The sequence below is a fragment of the Parabacteroides provencensis genome, from assembly GCF_900232875.1.
Taxonomy (GTDB): Bacteria; Bacteroidota; Bacteroidia; order Bacteroidales; family Tannerellaceae; genus Parabacteroides; species Parabacteroides chinchillae.
Genome location: NZ_LT960489.1, coordinates 643,610 through 668,319, shown reverse-complemented (window position 1 = coordinate 668,319; position 24,710 = coordinate 643,610). Strand labels below are relative to the sequence as shown.

General features: G+C 41.5%; 18 protein-coding genes. 16 read left to right on the top strand and 2 right to left on the bottom strand.

Annotated features, from left to right (window positions below):
* The first annotated feature begins 257 nt into the window (after window positions 1-257).
* The 12 genes from CTY47_RS09700 (at window position 258) to rocF (ending at window position 13,183) form a co-directional block, all read left to right on the top strand.
* Entirely contained in the window at window positions 258-1,073 is an 816-nt protein-coding gene (locus tag CTY47_RS09700) for an N-acetylmuramic acid 6-phosphate etherase (protein WP_099464558.1), read from the top strand.
* Window positions 1,074-1,105: 32 nt separating this feature from the next.
* Window positions 1,106-2,443, top strand: a complete 1,338-nt coding sequence (locus CTY47_RS09695) for a DegT/DnrJ/EryC1/StrS family aminotransferase (RefSeq protein WP_199163416.1) — start codon at window positions 1,106-1,108, stop codon at window positions 2,441-2,443.
* A gap of 11 nt (window positions 2,444-2,454) precedes the next feature.
* Window positions 2,455-4,383, top strand: coding sequence for a hypothetical protein (locus CTY47_RS09690; protein ID WP_099464556.1), 1,929 nt, complete (start codon window positions 2,455-2,457; stop codon window positions 4,381-4,383).
* A 1-nt stretch (window position 4,384) separates the two neighbouring features.
* Entirely contained in the window at window positions 4,385-5,239 is an 855-nt protein-coding gene (locus CTY47_RS09685) for an N-acetylglucosamine kinase (RefSeq protein WP_099464555.1), read from the top strand.
* 1 nt (window position 5,240) lies between these two features.
* A complete protein-coding gene (locus CTY47_RS09680; protein WP_099464554.1) occupies window positions 5,241-6,488 on the top strand; it encodes an MFS transporter in 1,248 nt (415 codons plus the stop codon).
* A 103-nt stretch (window positions 6,489-6,591) separates the two neighbouring features.
* Entirely contained in the window at window positions 6,592-6,744 is a 153-nt protein-coding gene (gene rpmH, locus CTY47_RS09675) for a 50S ribosomal protein L34 (protein ID WP_099464553.1), read from the top strand.
* Window positions 6,745-6,893: 149 nt separating this feature from the next.
* Entirely contained in the window at window positions 6,894-7,523 is a 630-nt protein-coding gene (locus tag CTY47_RS09670; protein WP_099464552.1) for a PASTA domain-containing protein, read from the top strand.
* Window positions 7,524-7,531: 8 nt separating this feature from the next.
* Window positions 7,532-8,623, top strand: a complete 1,092-nt coding sequence (locus CTY47_RS09665) for an RluA family pseudouridine synthase (RefSeq protein ID WP_099464551.1) — start codon at window positions 7,532-7,534, stop codon at window positions 8,621-8,623.
* Between the two features lie 2 nt (window positions 8,624-8,625).
* Window positions 8,626-9,618, top strand: a complete 993-nt coding sequence (locus CTY47_RS09660) for a D-alanine--D-alanine ligase (RefSeq protein ID WP_099464550.1) — start codon at window positions 8,626-8,628, stop codon at window positions 9,616-9,618.
* 83 nt (window positions 9,619-9,701) lie between these two features.
* Entirely contained in the window at window positions 9,702-10,865 is a 1,164-nt protein-coding gene (locus CTY47_RS09655) for a 1-acyl-sn-glycerol-3-phosphate acyltransferase (RefSeq protein WP_099464549.1), read from the top strand.
* 194 nt (window positions 10,866-11,059) lie between these two features.
* On the top strand, window positions 11,060-12,271 hold the full coding sequence (gene rocD / locus CTY47_RS09650; protein ID WP_099464548.1) for an ornithine--oxo-acid transaminase: 1,212 nt from the start codon (window positions 11,060-11,062) through the stop codon (window positions 12,269-12,271).
* A gap of 15 nt (window positions 12,272-12,286) precedes the next feature.
* Window positions 12,287-13,183 (top strand): arginase, encoded by an 897-nt coding sequence (gene rocF, locus CTY47_RS09645; protein ID WP_099464547.1) that lies wholly within the window; start codon window positions 12,287-12,289, stop codon window positions 13,181-13,183.
* 152 nt (window positions 13,184-13,335) lie between these two features.
* Here rocF and tamL read toward each other — a convergent pair whose 3' ends face one another.
* Both tamL and CTY47_RS09635 read right to left on the bottom strand, forming a co-directional pair.
* Entirely contained in the window at window positions 13,336-15,615 is a 2,280-nt protein-coding gene (gene tamL / locus CTY47_RS09640; RefSeq protein WP_233202138.1) for a translocation and assembly module lipoprotein TamL, read from the bottom strand.
* 40 nt (window positions 15,616-15,655) lie between these two features.
* Window positions 15,656-20,275 carry a translocation/assembly module TamB domain-containing protein gene (locus tag CTY47_RS09635; RefSeq protein ID WP_099464545.1) on the bottom strand — a complete coding sequence of 1,540 codons (4,620 nt, stop codon included), beginning with the start codon at window positions 20,273-20,275 and terminating at the stop codon, window positions 15,656-15,658.
* Between the two features lie 118 nt (window positions 20,276-20,393).
* On the opposite strand from CTY47_RS09635, the gene CTY47_RS09630 reads away from it, so the two are divergent.
* The 4 genes from CTY47_RS09630 (at window position 20,394) to CTY47_RS09615 (ending at window position 24,587) form a co-directional block, all read left to right on the top strand.
* Window positions 20,394-21,173: an inositol monophosphatase family protein gene (locus tag CTY47_RS09630; protein ID WP_099464544.1), complete on the top strand. Its 780-nt coding sequence runs from the start codon at window positions 20,394-20,396 to the stop codon at window positions 21,171-21,173.
* Between the two features lie 193 nt (window positions 21,174-21,366).
* Entirely contained in the window at window positions 21,367-23,574 is a 2,208-nt protein-coding gene (locus tag CTY47_RS09625) for an anaerobic ribonucleoside triphosphate reductase (protein ID WP_099464543.1), read from the top strand.
* A 1-nt stretch (window position 23,575) separates the two neighbouring features.
* Window positions 23,576-24,076 (top strand): anaerobic ribonucleoside-triphosphate reductase activating protein, encoded by a 501-nt coding sequence (gene nrdG / locus CTY47_RS09620; protein WP_099464542.1) that lies wholly within the window; start codon window positions 23,576-23,578, stop codon window positions 24,074-24,076.
* Between the two features lie 19 nt (window positions 24,077-24,095).
* Complete coding sequence (locus tag CTY47_RS09615; protein WP_099464541.1) at window positions 24,096-24,587, top strand: GNAT family N-acetyltransferase; 492 nt, start codon at window positions 24,096-24,098, stop codon at window positions 24,585-24,587.
* The last annotated feature ends 123 nt before the right edge of the window (window positions 24,588-24,710 follow it).

Sequence of the window (24,710 nt, the reverse complement as noted above, 5' to 3'; positions counted from 1 at the left end):
TGAGTGGCAAGCCATTACTATATCTGGATTTGGACAATTGAAAAACTGAACATTAAAAATTTACGGCCTTTCTGTTTTAAGCTCCAGTCGGACATACATTTTCTATCTCCATTCTATTATTGATAATTTTTGTCATTCATGATGAAGAATGAGATTGTGCCTGGTTATTATGGCTGTCGAAAATTATGCCCTGCAAGTTTCGGGAAAATTACTGGATAAATAATTATATGTTACGAATAAATTAATACTGAAATAAAATGGAAAAGATTACAGAGTTGCCGTCTTTATATAATCATCTGGAAAAAATGTCGGTGATGGAGTTGGTTAGTAATATAAATAAAGAAGATCAGAAAGTGGCGGTTGCTATTCAAAGGGTATTGCCTCAGATTGCAAAAGTTGTGGAGATGATTGAGCTTAAATTAAGAGAGGGAGGAAGGATGTTCTATCTGGGAGCCGGAAGCGGAGGCCGGTTGTCTGTTTTGGATAAAGTAGAATTGCCTAATACTTATGGAATTGAACATGGAATATTTAACTGTTTGCTGGCCGGAGGTGAAGAACGATTGCTGGAAGTGCTGGAAGCAATGGAGGATAGCGAAGAAGACGCCGTGCGGCAGTTGGATTTATTTGAAGTCTCCGGGAGTGATTTTGTGTTGGGTATCTCTGCCAGTGGAACAACACCATACGTTTTGGCAGGAATGAAAAGATGCAGGGAACTGGGTATTCCTTGCGGATGTTTGGTAAACAACCTTGATTCGCCAATTGCTGCTAATTGTGATTATCCGATTGAATTGATTTTAGGACCGGAGTTTGTGACTGGTAGTACACGTATGAAGTGTGGGACGGCTCAAAAAATGATATTTGATATGATAAGTACATCAGTCTTAATCCGGTTAGGGAAAGTGGAGGATAATAAAATGGTAAATGTCCGGCTTATTAATAATAAAGTTGTGGACCGTTCTGTCCGGATGCTGATGGAAGAAGCGGGATTAACTGATTATGAAGAAGCCAAACAATTGATCCTTAAATATCAGAATGTACGCAAAGCGCTTGATTACCTGAAAACTATTAAATAAAACATTTAAATATACATGCCATGGAAAATAAAATGAACAGAAGAAGATTTTTAGAGACTACAAGCCTCTTAGGAGGAAGTTTATTGTTTGCTCCGTCATTTTCAATTGCCGGTTCTTTGAAATCGGATGTTAAACCTGCCAGGCTGGGAGGAGCTAAAGCGCATCCGAAAGGATTTCAAAGTTGGCCGATTTATGGCCGATCTGAAGAATTGGCATTGATAAATACACTGAAAACCGGAAAATGGGGACGTCTTGATGGGAATACAACTGCCACTTTTGAAACAGAGTATGCGAGAATGCTGGGTGTAAAACATTCGTTAGGTGTATCTAGCGGTACGGCTGCTTTATATTCAATGCTTGGGGCACTAAATCTGGGTCCGGGCGATGAAGTGATTATTCCGGTTTATACTTTTGTTGCGACTTATAATGTTGTAACTCTTAACTATGCATTGCCTGTATTTGTTGATTCTGATATTGAAACATTCCAGATTGACGCACGCAAAATAGAACCTGCTATTACTTCTCAGACTAAAGTGATTATGCCTGTACATATTGGTGGCCTTCCTGCAGACTTGGATACTATATTGAATATTGGCAAAAAGCATAATATTACGATAATTGAAGATGCTTGCCAGGCTCATTTGGCAGAATGGAGAGGTAAAAAAGTTGGTTCTTATGGTTTAGGAGGAGCCTTTAGTTTTCAATCTTCAAAGAATCTGAATTGTGCGGAGGGAGGAGCCATTACATCTAATAATGAAGAATTTATACAACGTTGCTATGCTTTTCATAATCAAGGTCAAGGAGGAGCCCGTACTTCTTTTGCTGTTGGTGGTGAAGGTACCCGTGGTGTTAATATGCGATTGACGGAATTCCAATCGGGCTTATTGCTTGCCCAAATGAGTCGTTTGGAAGAACAAGCGAGGATACGGGATAAGAATGCGTCCTATTTGAATAAAGCGTTAAGTGAAATACCGGGAATTACTCCTGCAAAGTTGTATGACGGTGTAACTATGGGAGCTTATCATTTGTATATGTTCCGATATGATCCGTCTCATTTTGCAGGTATGAGCCGTGAGAAATTTCTGGAAGCACTTTCTGAAGAAGGAGTTCCTTGTTCCGCTGGCTATGGTTCGATGAACAAGAGTGAATATGTACAGAAGTTGGCTGCAAATAAACATTATTTGAAGATATACGGTGAAAAAGCTATGAAAGAATGGCTGGAGCGCAATGAATGTCCACAAAATGACAAATTGGCTGAACAAGGTGTATGGCTTCTTCAATACATGCTTTTGGGTTCTAGGGAGGATATGGACCAGATCGTAGAAGCTATCCGTAAAATACAGAAATATGCAAAGCAATTGAATAAATAAAAAGGAGGGGCATGAGGTCGATTATTAATAATATAGGCATCCTGTTAATGGTGGTGCTATTTGCGGGAGCTTGTAGTTCCGGATATGAAGTTGGTACATCTTCTGTAAGTTTGGAGCCGACAGATGAAACTGTTTCTGTGACGTTGGGGGGCTATGCAAGTCCTTGGGAAGGTCGCTTTTCTCTTACTTGGGATTGTTTAGGGGAGAATAAACTTTTGTCGGTTACAGCTTGTAAAGATTCGGTTGTGATTCTTGACAGAGAAAAGAGGTTGTATTATGGAGACAAAAAGCAATTGCTGCCTGCTCGGGAAATTGGCAAAGCCCCCTCAGTAAAACAAATTTCGTTTTGTGACGGATACTTGTATGGCGTAACAATGAACAATCGTTTGGTACGAACATTATTGGAGAGTGGTATTGCTGTATGGGAAGACGTACGGTTTGTACCACAGGTGAAAGGTATAACTTCTTCTAATGGTAATCTGTATGCAGTAGACTTGCAGGATCATTTATACAAAGGTGTTCTGAATGGAACTGTTATTGAATGGAATGATATAGGTTTTGCTCCGGAAATTGCAGAAATAGCATCCGATAACAAGCGACTGTATGTTTTGACAAAAGATACTATTTTATACCAACGATCGCTGGATAAGGCGGATGAACGTTGGCAACGGATAGGCTACAAAAATAATGAAACATTTACTATTGATGTGGCACACCTTAATTGTCTGGATGGTCATTTATATGTCGTATCTGATGATGGTTTTTTGTATAGCAATAAACATTCTTCCGTAGGTGATATAAAGGCGAAAGCCATGAGCATAAGAAAAGATGGTAAAACCGTTGTGATTGTAGGTGTCGATGTTTGTGGCCTTAATAAATCATTGACAGATGACATTAAAGCTGAAATAAGAAGAAAAAGAGGAGTCGATGAGAATGCCATATTGATCAATGCTTCACACACCCATTACGCCCCTGTTACTCAAAGTTGGGCTACATGGCAAAAGCCGAATCAATACCCTGATAGTCTTTATTTACTGAATGTAGTGTATAAAGGAATTGTACAAGCTATCGAAGAGTCGCTTGATAATATGGAACCTTCTTCACTTTATTTTGGCAGAGACACATGTAGTATCGGAAGAAACAGAAGCTTGACCGGAGAAGATGTTATTTATGATAATGTGGTAGATGTTATTGTTTCTGTAGCCGATAAAGATAAGAAAAAGACAGTCTTATTTATGGCCGGCTGCCATCCTGTTTTTCCTGATCCGGAGGTGGGTAGGTATACCCTGAATGCAAATTATCCGGGTTATACAAAGGAATTACTGGAACAGGATGGGGATATACGGAATAGTATTTTTCTACAAGCTTTTGCGGGAGACGTCAATCCGGTTGATCCGTTTCGGACAACGGCTCGAAAACTGGCAGGTGCTGTTGCAACTATAATGAAGGCTGATTTAAAACCAATAAAAGGAGCTGTATCTTATAGTTTTGATACGATTATACCGCCGGTTGTTGCTCCTTGGACAAAGGAACAGATTTTACAATTTAGAGAGCGAAGTCTGAAAATTGAGAATGATATAGCAGCAGAACGGGATGTGAATTGGGCAAATATACAGTTGGCTTCTCTGGAAGAAAACGGAAAGTTGCCGGAAATGCCGGTTTACTACCAAACACTGAATGTGGGTGATTGGAAATTAGTGGCATTATCCAGAGAAGTTACTACGGAATATGGATTAGCTATACGTGCTATCTGGCCGGAACAGAAGGTATCTGTGGTGGCATATTCAAATGATGTTTCCAGCTATTTGGCTACACCACCGCATATCCGGGCAAAAGACTATGAAGGATACGAATCTTTTTTCTGGTATGCGCAGCCTACCTGTTTCTCGAAGGAAACATTTCCGTTTATCATAAACAAAATAAAAGAAAATAATTATTGATATGATATTAATTGCGGATAGCGGATCAACGAAAACAAGCTGGTGTTTGGTAGATTCCGGAAAAAAAATCGTTGAATTTTCCACTGAAGGATATAATCCTTGTTATGTTGGCGAGGATTATATCACCCGCTCATTGCGAGGGGCGCTACCTCCCTGTTTTTCATGGGATGAAGTGAGAGAAGTGCATTTTTATGGCGCAGGTTGTTATGAGGAAGAGTTTTTAATTATACGCCGAGGTCTGCAGCCTGTTTTCCCAAAAGCTCGGTTGTTTGTAGCAATGGATCTGTTGGGATCTGCCAGAGCTCTTTTAGGAAACAAACCCGGTTTTGCTGCAATCTTGGGAACCGGAACCAATTCTTGCCTGTATGATGGAGTAAACGTAACTCACAATATCGATTCGCTGGGGTTTCTTTTGGGTGACGAAGGTAGTGGAGGCTATATAGGCAAATGTATAATACGTGATTATATAAGAGAAGATATGCCTGTAGAAATAAGACGGTTCTTTCAAAATCAATATCAGTTATCGGGAGAAGAGCTGGTGCATCGTATATATATGGATAAGATGCCTAACCGGTACTGTGCAAATTTTACACGTTTCCTAACGATGCAATGTAAAGAAAATGAATATGCCGTAAAATTGGTAGCGGAAGCGTTCCGTGATTTTTTTAAAAATATAGTTTGTAAATATCCCGGATATGAATCTCTTACCTTTAATTGTATAGGATCTATCGGGTGGGTATTCCAGGATATCTTATGTGAAATAGTAAAAGAATATAATATGAAATTGGGCCGTATTATTAGAGAGCCCATGGAAGGGCTGGTAGAGTATCATAGTAATAATCCTAATTCTATTTAATATGAAACAAACACAACAATATCTGTTTCCATTAATTATTATAGCTTTTGTGTTTTTTATCATAGGCTTTGGAGTTGGTATCAATGGCATCATGGTACCTATTTTGGAGGGTACATTTTCGTTGAGTAAAGGAATGTCATATTTGGTATTGGCTTCAACCTTTTCAGCATTTCTTGTGTTTGGCATTCCTGCTGGATGGGTGATTAAAAGGATTGGATATAAAAAATCATTGTTAGTTGCACTTTGCATAATGAGCGCGGGGATGTTTTTGTTTATTTTATCCGCCCGGATGAGTACTTCTATAGCTGGGTTTTACATGTTTTTGGTAGCGTCTTTTATAGGAGGGATAGGAAATACTCTTTTACAGACAGGAATAAATCCTTATGTAACAATATGTGGCCCTTTGGAAAAAGCGGCTCAACGGATGTGTATGATGGGCATTATGAATCAATCTGCCTGGTTTTTAGGTCCTATCTTCTTGAGTTTATTTATTGACATAAAGAATCCTGTAATTGCTAATGCTAATATCCCCTTTGGAATAGCAGGAGGTGTTATTACCTTGTTGGCTGTATGCATATATTTTCTTCCGTTGCCGGAAGTAAAAGCAGAAGGAGAAACTGATGAACAAATAGAGGATGTAAATAATAAGGAGGCAATAGCTAAGGCAAATGCAAAAACAAGTATCTGGGAGTTCCCGCATCTGTTGCTGGGTGCAGTCGCTCTGTTTTTATATGTTGGAGTAGAAACACTTCCGATGGCATCAGTTATTGATTTTGCAAATGTGATAGGAGTAGACGATCCAGCACGTTACTCGGCAATAGGCCCGATAGGTATGATTACAGGATATGTTGTTAGTATATTTGTTTTGCAGGTGATGCGACAGGATAGAGCTTTGGCATTATTTGCTTTGTTGGCTTTGGTTATGTCGCTTTTAGTCGTTTTTTTACCGGCGGCACGGGCTATTTATTGTGTAGCAGGTCTTGGTTTTGCACATTCTATCATGTGGGGCTGTCTGTGGGCGCTGACGATCAATAATTTAGGGAAGTTTACGAAACCTGCATCTTCTTTGTTGGTTGTGGTAATGGTGGGAGGAGCTGTTATTCCTGTTTTGTTTGGTTTTATTTTGGATATAGTGAAAAGAGTAGGGCAGGTTACCCCTTGCGATTATCAGGAAGCATATATTATTTTTGTTCCGTGTTATTTGTATATTTTATTTTATGCTTTAAGCGGACATAGGATTGGAAGATGAAGCGCGGAAGAAAGAAAAAGATGTCAACTGTTTGTTTATTAAAAAAAAGCCTATATCTTTGCAGCCCGAATTGGTATGAAATAATAAATAATAATATAGAGAAATGAAAAGAACATTCCAACCTTCCAACAGAAAAAGAAAGAACAAGCATGGCTTCCGTTCAAGAATGGCTACTGCTAATGGCCGCAGAGTATTAGCTTCCCGTCGTTCAAAAGGAAGAGCTAAATTAACAGTTTCAGACGAATACAACGGATAAGAAATCCGGTTCGTAAGATTTATAAGGAAAGTAGAGGTTTTGCTAAAAAGCCTTTACTTTCTTTGTTTTTGTAGTAATGTATCCGACGGAATTATGTCTATATGAGGTTTTTTTCATACTTTTGACCCGCCTATAAATACGAAACTGAAATGAATAACTTTTTGGTTAAGCTAATAAAGAATCCGATTATCGTAAATTTACTGCTGATGGTAGTAATTACTTGCGTAGTGATTTATGGTGTATTAGTATGGCTGGATGGCTATACCCGTCATAATGAAGCTGTGGTAGTGCCGGATGTAAAAGGGTTGAAAATGGAAGAGGCTGTTTCTTTTCTTGAAAATAATGGTTTGCGGTATAGCGTAATAGATTCGGTGTTTTCCAAAGACGTAGCTCCAGGAACGATTGTCGAATTAGTCCCTTCTGTTGGTTCGAAAGTAAAGGAAGGCCGTATTGTATTTGTAACAATCAATGCCTTGTCTTCACAAATGGGAATGGTTCCCGAAATAGAAGATTTATCTTTCCGTCAGGCTTATGCTTTACTTAAAGCGCGTGGATTCAATAATATAGAAATAAAATATGTCCCAGGGGACTTTAAAGATTTGGCGTTGGGTGTATCGATGAATGACCGTAGTCTGCATAAAGGAGAACAAATTCCGCTGGCTGCAAAATTATTATTGGAAGTTAGCAGCGGAGATGCGGAAGTTATTCCAGCCGATTCGTTAGGTTTGGATGAAATCCCTGTGGAAGATTTGAATAGTGAAGAAGAAAACTGGTTTTAAGTAAAAATATGGACGAGTTTTTGGAGGATATGGATGACGAACAGGTGGACGATCTGTTGCTGCCTGAAGACAGTGAAGAAACCCCGGCTGAAATAGTCCCTGGTCTTTATGAGCATTTCCGTTTTGTAGCAGATAAAGGGCAATCTTTATTGCGTGTGGACAAATTTTTGGTTGATCGCATGTTTAGCGCTACTCGCAATCGCATACAATTGGCTGCTGAAGCCGGCTGTATTCTGGTAAACGGAAAACCGGTAAAGAGCAACTACCGGGTGAAACCCCTGGATGTAGTTTCTCTTGTAATGGCGCGTCCTCGCCGTGAACTGGAAATTATACCTGAAAATATTCCATTAAATATAGTTTATGAAGATGATGATCTGCTGGTTGTAAATAAACCGGCAGGTTTGGTTGTGCATCCCGGGCATGGTAACTATACAGGTACATTAGTGAATGCACTGGCCTATTATCTGAAAGATGATCCTTATTATGATCCTTCCGATCCTCGCTTAGGATTAGTACACCGTATAGATAAAGATACATCAGGACTATTGGTAGTTGCCAAAAAGCCTGAAGCGAAAGCGAATCTGAGTATGCAGTTCTTTAATAAAACGACTAAACGTAAGTACAATGCTTTGGTGTGGGGAATTGTACAGGATGACGAAGGACGTATCGAAGGAAATATCGGTCGTGATTTACGCGACCGTATGCAAATGGCTGTTTTCCCCGAAGGAGAACAGGGAAAACATGCAGTTACTCATTACACAGTATTGGAGCGTTTGGGATATGTCACGTTAGTTGAATGCCGGCTTGAAACCGGACGTACGCATCAAATACGTGTACATATGAAATATATTGGACATACCTTGTTTAATGATGAACGTTATGGTGGTCATGAAATATTGAAAGGAACAACTTTTACTAAATATAAACAGTTTGTGCAAAATTGTTTCGCTATCTGCCCGCGGCAAGCATTACATGCCAAGACGCTGGGTTTTATTCATCCTACAACCGGAGAGGAAATGTTTTTTGATTCTGAAATACCTTCCGATATGGAGCAATTGATAGAAAGATGGCGTGTATATGCAAATACTAAAGAGTTATAGAAATGAAAAGGAACATTGCTATTATTGCCGGAGGAGATTCTTCCGAAATTGTTGTTTCATTAAAAAGTGCGGAAGGAATTTACTCTTTTATTGACAAAGACAAATATAATTTATATATTGCCATCGTTAAAAAAGGGGAATGGACAGTACAACTTCCTGATGGAGAATATGTGCCGATAGACAAGAATGATTTTAGTTTTCATGAAAATGGGAATGTAAAACATTTTGATTTCGCTTATATAACGATTCATGGGACACCGGGGGAAGATGGACGTTTGCAAGGGTATTTCGATATGATAGGAATGCCTTATTCTTCATGTGGAATGTTAGTTAGTGCAATAACATTTAATAAGTATGCTTGTAAGAATTATTTGCATAACTTTGGCGTGAAGATTGCCGGTTCTATTCGCTTGTTTAAGGGACAATCTGTTTCGGATGAAGAAGCGATAGCCGAATTGGGACTTCCTGTTTTTGTAAAGCCTAATGATGGCGGCAGTAGTTTTGGTGTCACAAAGGTAAAAGAGGCATCAGCATTGCAACCTGCTATAGAGAAAGCTTTTAAAGAGGGAAATGAAGTTCTGTTGGAAAGTTTTATTGCAGGGACGGAAGTCACTTGCGGATGTTATAAAGTCGGTGGTTATGGTGATTTGAGAAAAGAGGTTGTTTTTCCGGTCACTGAAGTAGTAACATCAAATGAGTTTTTTGATTATAATGCAAAGTATAACGGGCAAGTGCAAGAAATTACACCGGCTCGTATTTCTCTCGGGTTAACGGAGAAAATACAACGTGAAACATCTAGGATATATGATATATTGGGCGCCAAAGGACTGATACGTGTAGATTATATTATTCCGGCTGATGAAGAACCGATACTGCTGGAAGTAAATACTACGCCGGGAATGACGGTTACCAGCTTTATCCCTCAGCAAGTACGTGCCGCCGGATTAGATATAAAAGATGTTATGACTGATATTATAGAAAACGAATTTAATTAATTGAAAATTGAAGATTGAGAATTGATAGGTGAGAAGTCCATTCAATTCCCAATTGTCAATTCCCAATTATCAATTATAAAGATATGGATACAGAAACAGTTTCCCCTAATTTCGACGACATCCGTCCGCTGAATAATGATGAGGTGAAGGACGCAATAGAAGAACTGGTTGCAAATAAAGATTTTGAAAGGGCTTATCAGTATATAAAGTCCGATTTGACATGGGATCAGTTTGTTGCTGCCATGCGTTCATGCAAAACGAAAGAGGAGTTTAAATCCACTCTTTCCCGTGATGCGGTAATGATAGTAGCCAAGCATACAACGTTCTCCCTTTCAATTTCCGGCCGTAGTCGTTTGCCAGAAGGTAAACCTGCTTGCACTTTTATGTCTAATCATAGAGATATTGTACTGGACGCTTCTTTCCTTAATGTGATGTTGTATGACGTCGGATATGGAATGACACAGGTTGCCATAGGCGATAACTTGTTAATTCGTCCCTGGATCAAGACATTGGTGCGTCTGAACAATAGCTTTATTGTGAAGCGTGGCGTATCGGTACGCCAGATGCTTGAGGTGAGTGGTACCCTTTCGGCTTACATCCGCCACACCATTACCGATACGAAAGAATCTGTTTGGATTGCACAGCGTGAAGGCCGGGCTAAGGATTCGGACGACCGTACACAGGGAAGTGTATTGAAAATGCTTAATATGAGCGGGAAGAAAGATATTCTGAGTAACCTGATGGAATTGAATGTTGTGCCGGTTGCCATTTCTTATGAATATGACCCCTGTGATTATTTGAAAGCAAAAGAATTCCAACAGAAGCGGGATGACCCTGATTTTGTGAAATGCCAGCGGGATGATCTTCTGAGCATGGAAACAGGCATATTAAACAATAAAGGGCGTGTGCATTTTACCATTGGAAATCCTATTAATGATTCTTTATCCGAACTGGATCCTGCAATGGAAAAGAACGAATTGATCGCAGCCGTTGCTTCTGTCATTGATAAGGAAATTTACAAGCATTACCGTTTCTATCCTTGTAACTATGTGGCTTACGACATGCTTACAGGAACCAAGCGGTTTAGTGAGAACTATGGCCTGAAGGACAAGAAACATTTTGAAAACTACTTGCAGGGACAGTTGGACAAAATTGTATTGCCTAATAAAGACGAAGCATTCCTTCGTACCAAAATACTGGAAATGTATTCAAACCCATTAAAAAACCATTGGGCTAATAAAGAATAAATAATAGAGTATATAAATACTGTAAAACAACAACGGTTGCTATCCCAAAAGATAACAACCGTTGTTGTTTTACAAGACCGGTGTGTTTCTTAACATGTATTCTTTGCTGACATATTGTTGGCGGATTTGTTATCTTTGAAGCAAAGGCTGCCAGTATTGTTGACAGTATGCTAAACAATTAAATCTATAACAGTATGAAACCGGAAGATTACATGACCCGAGAAGGGAAGTACGGAGCACATAATTATCACCCGCTGCCTGTAGTGCTTCAAAAAGGAGAAGGCGTATTTGTTTGGGATGTCGAAGGTAAGCGTTATTTTGACTTCCTGTCTGGTTATTCCGCCCTGAGTCAGGGGCATTGCCATCCTAAAATTATCAGAGCGCTGAAAGAGCAATCCGATAAACTGACACTCGTTTCCCGGGCTTTCTACTCGGATGTGTTGGGTGAGTATATGGAGTTTGTCTGCAACTATTTCGGCTACGACAAATTATTACCGATGAATACCGGTGCAGAGGCTGTGGAAACTGCTCTTAAACTGGCTCGCCGTTGGGGGTATCGTGTAAAAGGAGTTGCCCCGGAATGTGCTAAGATTGTTGTATGCAGTGAGAACTTCCATGGACGTACGATCACAATTGTATCGATGAGTACGGACCCGAGTTCGTATTTGGATTTTGGACCTTATACCCCCGGATTTATCAAAATACAATATAATGACGTAGAAGCATTGAAAGAAGCACTGGATGATCCGGATGTTGTTGGTTTCTTGGTTGAACCTATCCAGGGAGAGGCTGGGGTAGTGGTGCCTGATGAGGGTTATTTACGTGCATGCTATGATCTTTGCCATGCCCGCAATGTCCTTTTTATTGCAGATGAAATACAGACCGGCATTGGGCGTACAGGCAAACTGCTGGCTTGTGATTATGAAAATGTTCATCCGGATATTCTGATCTTGGGTAAAGCTCTGTCCGGAGGCGTAACACCTGTATCTGCTGTTTTGTCGAATGACGAAATTATGCTGACAATTGCTCCGGGTGAACATGGTTCCACATACGGCGGGAATCCGTTGGCCGCCAGTGTTGGTGTCGCAGCTTTGGAGGTAGTAAGAGATGAGCATCTTTCGGAGAAAGCGTACGCGATGGGAGAACTTTTCCGTTCGGAAATTAAGAAAATAAATAATCCTATGATAAAGAATGTGCGGGGCAAAGGATTACTTAATGCTGTTGTAACCGAACCTCATGGAGGAAAGGTTGCATGGGATATATGCCTGGCATTGAAAGAAAACGGATTGATTGCTAAACCTACACATGACCATATTATCCGTTTTACTCCGCCGCTTGTTATTACTAAAAAGCAGATGACAGAAGCTGTGGATATTATACGCGAAACATTTGCTTTGTTTACATAATTAAGAATTAAATATATGAAGATAAATGTAATAGGCGTCCCTTTAAATCTGGGTTGTGATAGAGTGGGAGTGGAGAGAGCTCCGAATCATTTGCGGGAACGGGGCCTGATGCAAATAATACGAAATAACGGACACCGGGCTTTTGATTTGGGAAATCTTTACGTACCGCCGGTAAGTGAGGCGGATAAGTTTACGCGCGGAAAGGGTCTGAAATATCTGGATGCGATTGTGGAGGTTAATAATAACCTGGCGGAGCTGGTATATGATACCTTACGGGGGAGTGCTTTTCCGTTGGTGATAGGCGGAGACCATTCCTTAGGACTGGGCAGTGCTTCCGGGGTGGGTAAATGTTTTGATGATTTCGGTATTATATGGTTGGATGCGCATGGCGATATTAATACAAGTGAAACTTCTCCGAGCGGTAATATACACGGCATGCCTTTAAGTGCTTTGATGGGTATGGGAAGCGAGGAACTGGTTAATATTTATTCGCCGGGAAATAAGGTCAATCCTCAAAATGTGTTTTTGGTTGGTACGCGGAGTCTTGACGAAGGAGAGTCTGACTTGATTCGTCGAGAACAGCTGAGTGTGTACACAATGGAGACTATCCGCTTAAAAGGGGTCGGCTTCGTTGCAGAAGACATAAAACGCAAATTGAAAGAACGTAAGATACGTAATATCCATTTTAGTATTGATGTAGACAGCATAGATCCTCGCTTTGCTCCCGGAACAGGCACCCGCGTTAGCGAAGGGTTAATGCCCGATGAATTTAAAAGTTTTGTAGATCAGATGTTGTCCACCAATCTGGTGAAGTCGTTGGATTTGGTAGAGTTGAATCCGGATTTGGACGTCAATGAGCAAACATCTTCTCTGTGTCTGCAAATTATTGATTATATTACATCCAGATTGTAGATTAGAAGGGGCATGCTGTTTTCTGCCAACCGGCGGCAAATAGCATGCCTATCCTTTTTGCCCCGGATGCTTATCGGATTTGTTTCAGATGCCTACCTTATTTTCGTCCTGATATATACTATTAGCATTGTTCAGATAACTTTGTGCTATTATTAAAACGGATAACCTATTGCCAGGTGTAATCCTAATCCGTCTTTGAATTTCGGGATATTATAATAACCTTTCCTGTCTGTTTCATAAGGAACATGCAAGCCTATACCCATATCCAGGCGAATAACGATAAAAGGTAATACGTAGCGTAATCCTACACCTGTTCCCAGAGCTAAATCTTTTAAGAAACTACCCCATTTTAACTGACCTCCCGGACGGTTCGGGTCATTTCGGATTAACCAGATATTACCGCTGTCCAGAAATGTGGCACCATGTAAATCACCCAATATAGGGAAACGGTATTCAAGGTTGGCCTCAAATTTTAAATCACCTGTCTGATCGATATATGCATACTTGTTGTCCGGGTCGGGCCGAAAACGTCCGGGACCTATGCTTCTGATCGTGAAAGCACGAATACTGTTAGCACCTCCAATATAAAACTGCTCGTTGTAAGGAGTTGTGACTGCGTTTCCGTAGCTATAAGCAGCCCCTACCATTAAGCGGCCTACGAGATGCTGCTTTTTACCTAACAGGTAGTTGTAACGTATCTCTGCCGTTCCTTTGATAAATTGGGCAAAAGGATTCCCTAACAGTTTCTTGTCTTTTTCGTTAAACTTTTTGCCGGCGAGGGCATAGATTCCGTCCAGAATAAGTCCGGCCTGGGTAACAGATGCCTGCCACCATAGATGGTTTCTTTTTGTAGCAATAGGCGAATCGTCGTATGTATAGGTGTACCCCATGGATGGGATGAATTGATCTTGTAAACTCTTATACAATGCTGGGTTGGCTGTTGTTATGCTGTCAAATTCATGTGTCTTGTGTTGTAGTAAATTAAATGTAAGCTTGAAGGGTGTTATGGTATGATGGCTTGTTGTTGTAGGTTGGAACTCATAAGAGGCATCTCCCCCGAAAGCCAATAGTTTAAAGAAACGTGCCCGGTTCATCTGGTCGATGTATAGCCGGAAAGATGTGCTGGACGGATATTTGGTGTCGAGTTTCCCGAAAGTGGGAAATAACACACGTGGAAAAGTGAGTGTTGTTGTTAATGCCAGTTCATAACTGTTGATGGTGGATGAAGAACCTTCTATTCTGTTTCCGGTTTGCCATTCATATGATCCGCGCAGTTTTACGCCGAACGTTTCGCCTCCTCCGAATACATTCTTTTTAGTTACACTGAAAATAGCGCCCGGTCCAATCTGGTCATTGCTCTTAGCAGTAATATTCAACTCCAGTTCTCCGTCTAAAGGAAGATCGTAGACTGTATTGATACGGAGGTTTAAGGTATCTTGTCTACGTGTAGTATCTTTGGGTGAGTATTGCATTTCCGCATATCTGAAAATGCCCAGGCGGGAAAGGGCTGTATGAGTCCTTTCCTGTTCTTGTTGCGAATAAAGATCACCGGTCTTAAAATACAAACGGTTATAAAGTACGGACGGGCGTACGCGCAGCTTTCCCTGATAATGGATTTTAAGGTCTTTGTACATGATCGAATCTGTAGGCGCTTCGTTGTTATATCCGTTGAGCCACACAGAGATATCGCCTAACTTCCAGGGACGGAGCACTGTGGACGGGAGGTTTTCTTTCGGGACAATGCGCAATGCCACTTTGCCGGGATTTATTGTCGTGTCTGCCTGATAGCTGATAAAGTCCGGCCGGAAATAATAATAACCATTATTGCGTAGCATGGAAGAAATACGTTGACGTTCAGCCTGTAATTGTACAACATTAAAATTGTTCCCGTTTTTTAGCAGGCTTTTTCCGATATGTTCCTGGATCAGCAAGTAAGCCCGGTGCCGTATACGTGCAAACCGAATGCTATCGATCGTGTAAGGATTGTTCATCTCGATGTTATATCGTATTTTAGCTTTTCGGGGATTCTTGGGGTTTGGTTCTAATTCATAAGACGTTGCCCCGTTGAAATAGCCGTATTCATTCAACAGATTCTGTGCAACCTTGGTACGTACTTCGGGGTTAACAGTGCTTATGAATACAGGTTTTGCAGCCAGTTTCTTGAATATCCATTTCCCTACTTTTCCTTTTTTGTTTACAAAGGCATTGTATATCCATAGTCCGAAAGGTAACGGTACACGTATGGACGAACTGCCTAATAATGCATTGTTTGGAGGGTAGGCAAGGGCTCCTTCCACTTCTTCCAGCGCATCTTGCCCTGCCCGGGTTTTATCTTCTGCTGTTACCTCTATCTTCTTGATACCGGTATATAGCACTTGTCCCTCCGGAAGATTCTTCGTCGTGGAACAGGCTGTAAATAGAAAAGTTATCATTAAAATGAAAAGAATTCTATTCGCTATCGGTTTATACTTGTTATTCGTTCGCATTTTTTATTTCTTCACTAACCGGTTTTACTTTTTTCTTCTTGAAGTTGAATAATTCGCGTAGGTGCATCATCTTTTTTCGTAGAACGATACCTGCACCGGTTTCTGTTATTTCGCCTTCAAGAAGGCTTTCATAGTTTTTGTCATAGAATAGCTTTATGTACCGTGAACCGCTTGTGTCGAGCCGGTATTCTACGGAAATGTTATCAATGAACGGTTGGGCTTGTCCGTTGTTGACATCGCCTCCTGTGGAAATGCGTCCTCCCAGTACAACGCGTATGCGGTCGTTATAGAAACGTTTGGCAAAACTGAATGAATAATCCGTGCGTTTGCCACCTCCTTCGTCTCCGTTTTCGTCATAACTCTCCATGCCGAACGTTATATCTATAGACTTCAAAGCACTTCCTGCAATGTTATTAATCTCGCTTTGCAGGAAGCTGTTCAATGCAGAGCCCATATTCATGTTTGTTTTCCCGCTTCCGTTGCTGGCCATGTACATACCTGTGATTATCATGCTAACGGCTTGTTTCTGTTGTTCTTCTGGTCCCATGCGGGTGAGTTGTTCTTGTACGGCCATGTCTTCAGGAGCCGAGATTACGAATTGCATACCCAGGTTTTCTAATTGCTGTGTGAGCATGATACCAACATCAAAATTCACAATACGTGGCGACTGCCCGTCAAGGTTTACCGAGGTACGAATACGTTCGGTAGCAGTAAGGTTCAATGTCGGATTCATGATATTTCCCGTCCATTGGACGTAACTACCCGACTGTATATTGAACTCTTTTAGCGGGATTATGGGAAGTGAATATTTTACCGTACCGCCCGAAAGAGTATACCGGCCATTTAATACCATATCCCCTTGCGAGGTATATTGGAATGATAAGTCACCGCCTCCTTCCAGATATACATGGTTGGATTGATCGGGGGTGAGATCTACATTCAGCCGTACCGCCGGATCGATACGTACTGTCATTAGCATATCCATTCCTCCCAGCGGCAATGGAGGTTTCTTTGGCATGCGGCTGCGGATCGTATCGGCAAAGGATACAAATGTAACCATGTCCGACATACGGTCTTGTGCAGTTAACGGAGAATCCTGCAATACATAAGTCACGTTTGTATTACCTAATAATTGTATGTCTCCCCGCATCATTAAAGCATTTAAAGGACCTTTGACCGTAGAATTCAGATTGACAAACAATTTCCCGTACACCATACTCTGGTCATTGCGTTTTACGTTCAGTAATTGCATGTTGTCGGCGTGTAGTTTCAAATCGGCCATCATGTGGTCTATTTGATGGAAGTCGATGGTTCCGTCAATTATGAACGGGTTCTTCCCGGCGGCATATATATTATATTTATTGAATGTAATCAGGTTGTTTTTTACTTCAATTTTCTCTTCGTCAAAACGGTAAGAACTTCCTACTGTTCCTACAAATACGGAAGCTGTGTCCAACTGCAGATAACCTCCGATAACTGGCTTTTCACTTGAACCTGTTATCTTCATATTACCGTTTAAAGCACCTCTAAGTTTGGCCATATCATCAGGAATGAACGGATTAACCATCTCGAGCGGAAGGTGCATAATGTCAATGTTTCCTTCTACAGCATCCGGCTTTCCTACCCGGTAGAATGCTGTCGCAGAGGTAACTTCTTCCCGGTCCCGGAAGAAGTGCATATCCACCTGATGGTTTCCACCTGCCATTGGCATATAAACGGCATTAAACATGATTTCTCCTACCCGGTCGTTCTCATAGTATAAATCATCTACATTGACGTCGGCAATTACCATAAAGGCACTATCCGAAGGTGCGTATTGAAAATCGGCATTTAAGATACCTTTCATCGGTGGAAGATAAGTACTGAATCCACTTGATATTACGTCCAGGTTTATCTGGTTTAACTCCGCATGAACTTCTTCCATTCCTTGATTCTCTGCTTTTGAGTGAATCCAGAGAGCAGCATTGTCATCCCCCGATAAACGAAGATTAGCACTTATATCTTTTTTACTTTTTATTTCTATAAAATTATCTTTATTCAGCTTGAAAGGCCGGAAAGCGATAATCGGGTCTTCCGGGAACATGTGGAGTCTTAATCCTTGCGGTATTTTATGTGCTTCGAGTCCTAGTAACAAACCTAAATTACCTTTCCCGTCTTTATAAAACAGTTGTGCATCGGCATATTTGTACCTTACTTTTCCTTCTATGCCAGCCGAGAAAGGTTCTTGTTTACGGTATTTATTCTTTATTACTTCAGCATGATAAATAAGTTCTAACGAATCCTGGCGGATAGTGGCCTTTACGGTATCTATCAGGGTTGTGTCGCGCATTAACCCATATAAGCCGGCGTCCATCCGGAATCCGCTCTCTGGAGAGGTATAGGCATTTATGGCAAGCGATTTGAATTGCATATAATAAGCTTGCAGGTAATTATATATCGGATTATCTTGCCCTGCTTTAATTTCGAGGTGCATTTCGGGAAGCAATGGGCGTAGTAATGCCAAGTTTATTGAGGAATCTCGTTTTAACTGGATAGAAAGATCGTCGGACACTTTTATCAGTTTATCTTTTATTGTGTGTATACAGGCATCTCCGGTTAAGATAATCCCTAAATCTCCTGCGTGGAATGAAACTTGTGTCGTGTCTTTATCGCTACGTGCTTTTAAGGTCAGCATTTTGGGCCTGTATTTCCCGTCAGGGTTAATAAGCTCCCAGTTTCCTAATGAAACATCCAGATTGTTATTTTCGTCCAGGTCGCTTTTTCCTTCTACAAAAAGTTGGAAGGAGGTTGCGAGCGGCTTTTGTATAAGATGAAGGCCGTATAAGTCCAGATTTCCTACGTCGGCTATCAGCATAGCCTTCACCTCATTTTTATGGAGTGAAGCATTTAGCGAAACGTCCATTTGGGCTAGCGGATATTTGCTGATCAGGTCAAACTTCAGCAGATTCTTTTCTAAATCTCCTTTTAATGTGACATCTGATATAGAGGATGTTCCGTATTTTATATCCGTGATTTTGCCATTCAACTTACTCCAGGTAGACGACAAAAACGGGTCTGTCCCTTTTCCTTCAGCCTGGATAGAAGCTGTCAGCCAGAGTAAAGAATCTTTGGGCATAAAATGAATGGGTTCTAAGCTGTCTACATTCAGATCTGCTGCGTATGTTTGCCGGGTTGGATGATAACTGGCATTTAAGTCTACCTTGCCTGCTCCTTCGGTTAGTAGCATACGGGTGCGGTATTCTCCGTTTCCCAGAGTGGCAATACCATTTAATTTGATATCTTTTGGTATATTAAATTGTTCGCGTTGCGCTTTTGGCAAAAGGTCGAGAATAAAATCCAGATTACCGGTTTGGGCTAATAACTTGATTTGTCCGGAACGCCGTATGTTGTCTGTAACAGATTCCATATCTCCGGCTGCCTGTATGCTGAAGGCTCCTTGCAGTTCTCCGAATAAGTCGCGGAGATGTAACGAGGCAAGATTGCCTTCTGCTCTGGCTGTCAGAGTTAAAGGTTTGTTTGGGAAAGTCTTCTTGAAGTCGTCCGGTAATTGTCCTGCGGCAATCAATAAATCCTCTTTTCCAAGGCGGGTCGAGAAATCTACTTTCATCTTTCCTTCGGGCGTATTGCTAAGAGTACTCCACGGTATGTATGCTTGCAGTTTTATTTCAGAATAGGCTGTTTTCAATGCTAGCTCGGGCACATGTATAGCCACGCTGTCACTTTGGATTTTGCCGGCTAATTCCGTAATGGCAATCCCTGAACGTTCTTCCATTGTCAACTCTTTGAAAAGAGCGTTCATGTTTTTATCTTGATAGAGTATGGAATCGACTGCCAGATTCATGTTTACTAGCTCAATGTGTGAAGGATCCAGTCCTTCGGATGGAGTATCGTAGCCATTATCGTAGTTCAAGCGTGAGCCGGATATGCCGAAGCGTTTGGCACTATATCGCGTAGTGCCTAAATCAACAATGCCGTCTGTCAGATTTGCATTGTCTATATATGTTGCCAGACGCAGCGAATCGCTCATCACCTGCAGACCGAAAGTCACTTTACTCAATTCTACTTTGTCAATATTAAATATCCAGTTTACCGGAGCGGAAGCAGAATCTTTTTCTGATGTAGAGTCATTTAATAAGACGGTTATAGATGTATCAGATAGCTTAATTGCGTTTAAGCGGGCTTTTTCATCGGATAGATTTATCCGGTCGGCACGTACGTAAAGTTTGCCTAGCGCACCTTTTATTTCTACTCCCGGAATAAATGTTCCTGTATTGGCTGTTACGCCTCGTAGGTCGATAGCTTCTACAAGTACTTCTTTTTTCAATAAAGGCAACGGATGGATACTGACCATCAGGCTTTTTAGTGTAAGAAGCGTATCGTTAGGCACAGCAATAACCTCTACACCATGTACCGTAAGGTTGAGGGGGAATGAAAGGCGTATCTTTTCTATCCCAATCCGCATGCCGGTGGCATTGCTGGCGTATTTCGTTGCCTGTTTTATTGCAAAATCCTGAAAAGGAGGTATGTATAATAGTATTGAAAGTAGCAGAACCAGTGCTACGGGTATCAGACATATAACTCCTATCCGTTTAATCCATCTCCTCATTTATAATTCCGGGTATATTGTTATATTCATAACGTTTAAACAATGAGTTTTGTTTGATGATTTATTAACAAAAGTACAAATAAAGAATGTACTTTTGACATAAATAAATCGTAGAATTATGGCAGATATGGAATCTCTTTGTCAGAAAGTGCAGGTTATAGCACGTGAGATGGGCTCTTTTCTTAAAAAAGAACGCGAAACCTTTGATTTTGATAAGGTGGAAGAAAAAAGTGCACATAATTACGTCTCATACGTAGACAAGCAGTCGGAGCGGATGCTTGTCGATAAATTATCTGCATTATTACCCGAAGCCGGTTTTCTTGCCGAAGAAGGAACAGGCAGTATGAATGATAGCGGCTATTATTGGGTAATTGATCCTTTGGATGGGACATCTAATTATATTCATGATATGGCTCCCTATTGTGTTAGTATTGCACTATGCGATAAAACTGGCGTTTTGTTGGGTGTTGTGTATGAAGTACACCGGGATGAATGTTTTTACGCTACAGCCGATAGTGCGGCATATTTAAACGGTAAAGAAATACATGTTTCGAAGGTTTCGGCCTTAACGGATGCTTTTATTGCTTTAGGATTTCCTTATAATTCGGATGCTTACCGTCCGGTGGCTTATCGTCTGATTAAGAATTTGTATGGTTTTGCCGGAGGAACGCGTTTGTTGGGTTCTGCCGCAGCCGAATTGTGTTATGTAGCAGCCGGCCGGTTTGATGCACGTATCGAAGCATATCTGGGATCATGGGATGTGGCAGCCGGAGGCCTTATTGTTCAAAGGGCGGGAGGAAAAGTAACGGACTTTAATAATGGAAATAACTGGTTTTCCGGAGAGCAGGTAGTAGCGAGCAACGGAAGTCTTCATGATACAATATTAGCTCTTTTGTGATAGGATTGTTTTTCTAATTTGTCAACAGTTTTTGTTGGATTGTGTAAGAAGTTTTCCGAAATATTTTGTAATATACTGTTTGTTTGATGATTAATTTATTTTAACTCGTCAAAAGTTTTCCTTTTTGGATAACATGTGTTATATGTGTATACCTTTGTTGGGAAATAATACAATAAGATAAATACTATTCGACATGATTCAGACAGTTGTCAAAAGAGACGGACGTATTGTTGGCTTTAATGAAGAGAAGATAGCCACAGCCATACGAAAAGCCATGTTGCATACCGATATGGGGGAAGATATGCAATTGATACGGCAGATTACAGACCATATCTCTTTTAAAGGGAATTCGCAAATGACAGTGGAGGCTATTCAGGATGCTGTTGAGTTGGAACTGATGAATAGTAGCCGTAAAGATGTGGCGCAGAAATATATTGCGTACCGTAATCAACGCAGTGTAGCCCGAAAGGCTAAAACGAGAGATATGTTTCTGGAAATTATTAATATTAAATCCAACGACATAACCCGCGAAAATGCCAATATGAATGCCGATACTCCTGCCGGCATGATGATGAAATTTTCCAGTGAAACAACCAAACCCTTTGTTGATGACTATTTATTGAGCGAAGATGTTAAAGATGCTGTTGCAAATAACTATCTTCATATTCATGATAAAGACTATTATCCTACAAAGAGTTTAACCTGCGTACAGCATCCGTTAGACCGTATTTTAAAGTATGGCTTTTCTGCCGGGCACGGCGAATCCCGTCCGGCAAAACGTATCGAGACTGCCAGTATCTTAGGTTGCATTTCCTTGGAAACTGCCCAGAATGAAATGCACGGGGGGCAAGCTATTCCTGCCTTCGACTTCTATCTGGCTCCCTATGTACGTAATAGTTTTATTGAAGAAATAAAGAACCTGGAAGATTTAAACGGGGAAGACTATTCTCATTTATATAAAAAGAGTCTGGATGATTATATCAATCGTTCTTTAGACGGCCTGGAAGGAGAAGAGCGGATAGTGCAGCATGCCATAAATAAAACGGTCAGCCGTGTGCACCAATCCATGGAGGCTTTTATCCATAATATGAACACCATCCACTCCCGCGGTGGAAACCAGGTAGTATTCAGTTCCATTAATTATGGTACGGATACTTCAGCCGAAGGACGTTGTATCATCCGTGAAATACTTAGAAGCACATACCGCGGAGTAGGGAATGGAGAGACGGCCATCTTCCCGATTCAGATATGGAAAAAGAAACGTGGAGTCAGCTATTTGCCGGAAGACCGTAATTATGACCTTTTCCAATTGGCTTGCAAGGTAACGGCACGCCGTTTCTTTCCGAACTTTCTGAATCTGGATGCGACCTTTAACCGGAGTGAAGAATGGAGGGAAGATGATCCGCAGCGCTATGTGCACGAAGTGGCAACGATGGGATGCCGCACGCGCGTGTTTGAAAACCGCTTCGGGCCGAAGACTTCGATCGGGCGTGGCAATATTTCATTCTCTACTATAAACATCGTCCGTCTGGCAATAGAATGTATGCCTATTGAAAACAAGGAGGAACGGATTGCCTGTTTCTTTGCCAGACTCGACAATATGCTGGAAGTAACAGCCCGCCAGTTGCACGAACGTATGGAGTTTCAGAAGACGGCTTATGCAAAACAGTTCCCGTTGCTTATGTCATCCCTTTGGTTGGGTAGCGAAAAGCTCGGGCCGCATGATACGATTGCTTCCGTGATCAACCAGGGAACACTGGGTATCGGTTTTATCGGCCTGGCAGAATGCCTGGTGGCATTGACCGGCAAACATCATGGTGAAGATGAGGCTTCACAGGAATTAGGACTGAAAATCGTAACGTATATGCGCGACCGGGTGAACGATTTCTCCGAACAGTATCAACATAATTATAGTGTGCTGGCTCCTCCGGCAGAAGGTTTGTCCGGCCGTTTTACTCGTAAAGACCGGAAGCAATTCGGCCTGTTGCCGGGCATCACGGACCGCGACTATTATACTAATTCAAATCATATCCCAGTATATTATAAATGCAGTGCCCGCCATAAGGCCGAAATCGAAGCTCCTTATCACGATCTGACGCGCGGAGGTCATATCTTCTACGTTGAAATGGATGGCGATGCAACCCACAACCCCGAAGTAATCATGCAGGTGGTAGATATGATGGATAAATATAATATCGGATATGGTTCGGTAAACCACAACCGCAACCGTTGTCTGGAATGTGGTTACGAAGATGCTGCTCCCGATCTGGAAGCATGCCCGAAGTGCGGCAGTAAACATCTTGATAAACTGCAACGCATTACCGGTTACCTGGTTGGTACAACCGACCGTTGGAATAGTGCAAAGCTGGCCGAGTTAAACGATAGAGTAATACATAATTGATATGTTGTCCATCATTGACGTTATAGAAGACACTACTGTAGACGGTCCGGGGTTTCGTACGGCAATATATGCCGCCGGCTGTCCGAATGCCTGCCCGGGTTGCCATAATCCTGAATCGTGGGACATAAACAGAGGGCGTGCCATGTCTACGGATGAGTTGCTGGACAAAGTTATGTCCGATGATTTTGCCAATGTTACGTTTAGCGGCGGCGACCCGATGTTTCAGCCCGAAGGATTCACCGAACTGGCACGTGCCATAAAGACCCGGAGCGGTAAGAATATCTGGTGTTATACCGGATATAAGTTTGAGAATATATTGAACAATCCCCGGCAGGCAGCGATGTTGAATTACATCGACGTTCTGGTAGACGGAAAATACCAGCAGGCCTTGCGTGACGAGAACCTGCTGTTTCGGGGCAGTGCCAACCAGCGGCTTATCGATGTCAAAGCATCGTTAAAACGTAACAAAGTAGTTCCTTTTGAATACAATCCTTTTTTGTAAATATACCCGATAAGATAGTATGATACGGAAAGTTTGTGCCATTGATGCACCACAGATCAGCAGGATATATAATTATTATATCCTGAATACGGCCATTACTTTTGAGACAGAGCCTGTAGATGTTGCGGAAATGGAGAAACGTATTGAAGGCATCGTCACGAAGAGATATCCTTATTTTGTGTATGAGGCTGACGGGAAAGTTGTCGGATATTGTTATCTGAACCAGTGGAAAGCCCGTAAGGCCTATAGCAAGAGTGCCGAGTTATCTGTTTATATAGATAAGGACTACAGACGGCAGGGAATAGGAAAAGCATTGCTTCGTCATGTGCTGGACAATGTCGATCCGGACGAAATCCATACTGTTATGGCATGTATCACTTTACCGAACGAATCGAGCGTGAAGATACACGAAGCATTTGGTTTCCGGAAGGTGAGCCATTATAAAGAAGTAGGCTTTAAGTTCGGCCAATGGCAGGATGTGGGAGATTGGCAGCTGATATTTCATGCTTGATACCCTGCTCCGAAAGGAAACGGCTATTGCCTAAGTTTAGTTACCGTCCGCTTTAGCGGACGGCCTAAAGGATGTTCTCTTTATAGGCTTTAGCCTAAGTTCAGTTGCCGTCTACTTTAGTGG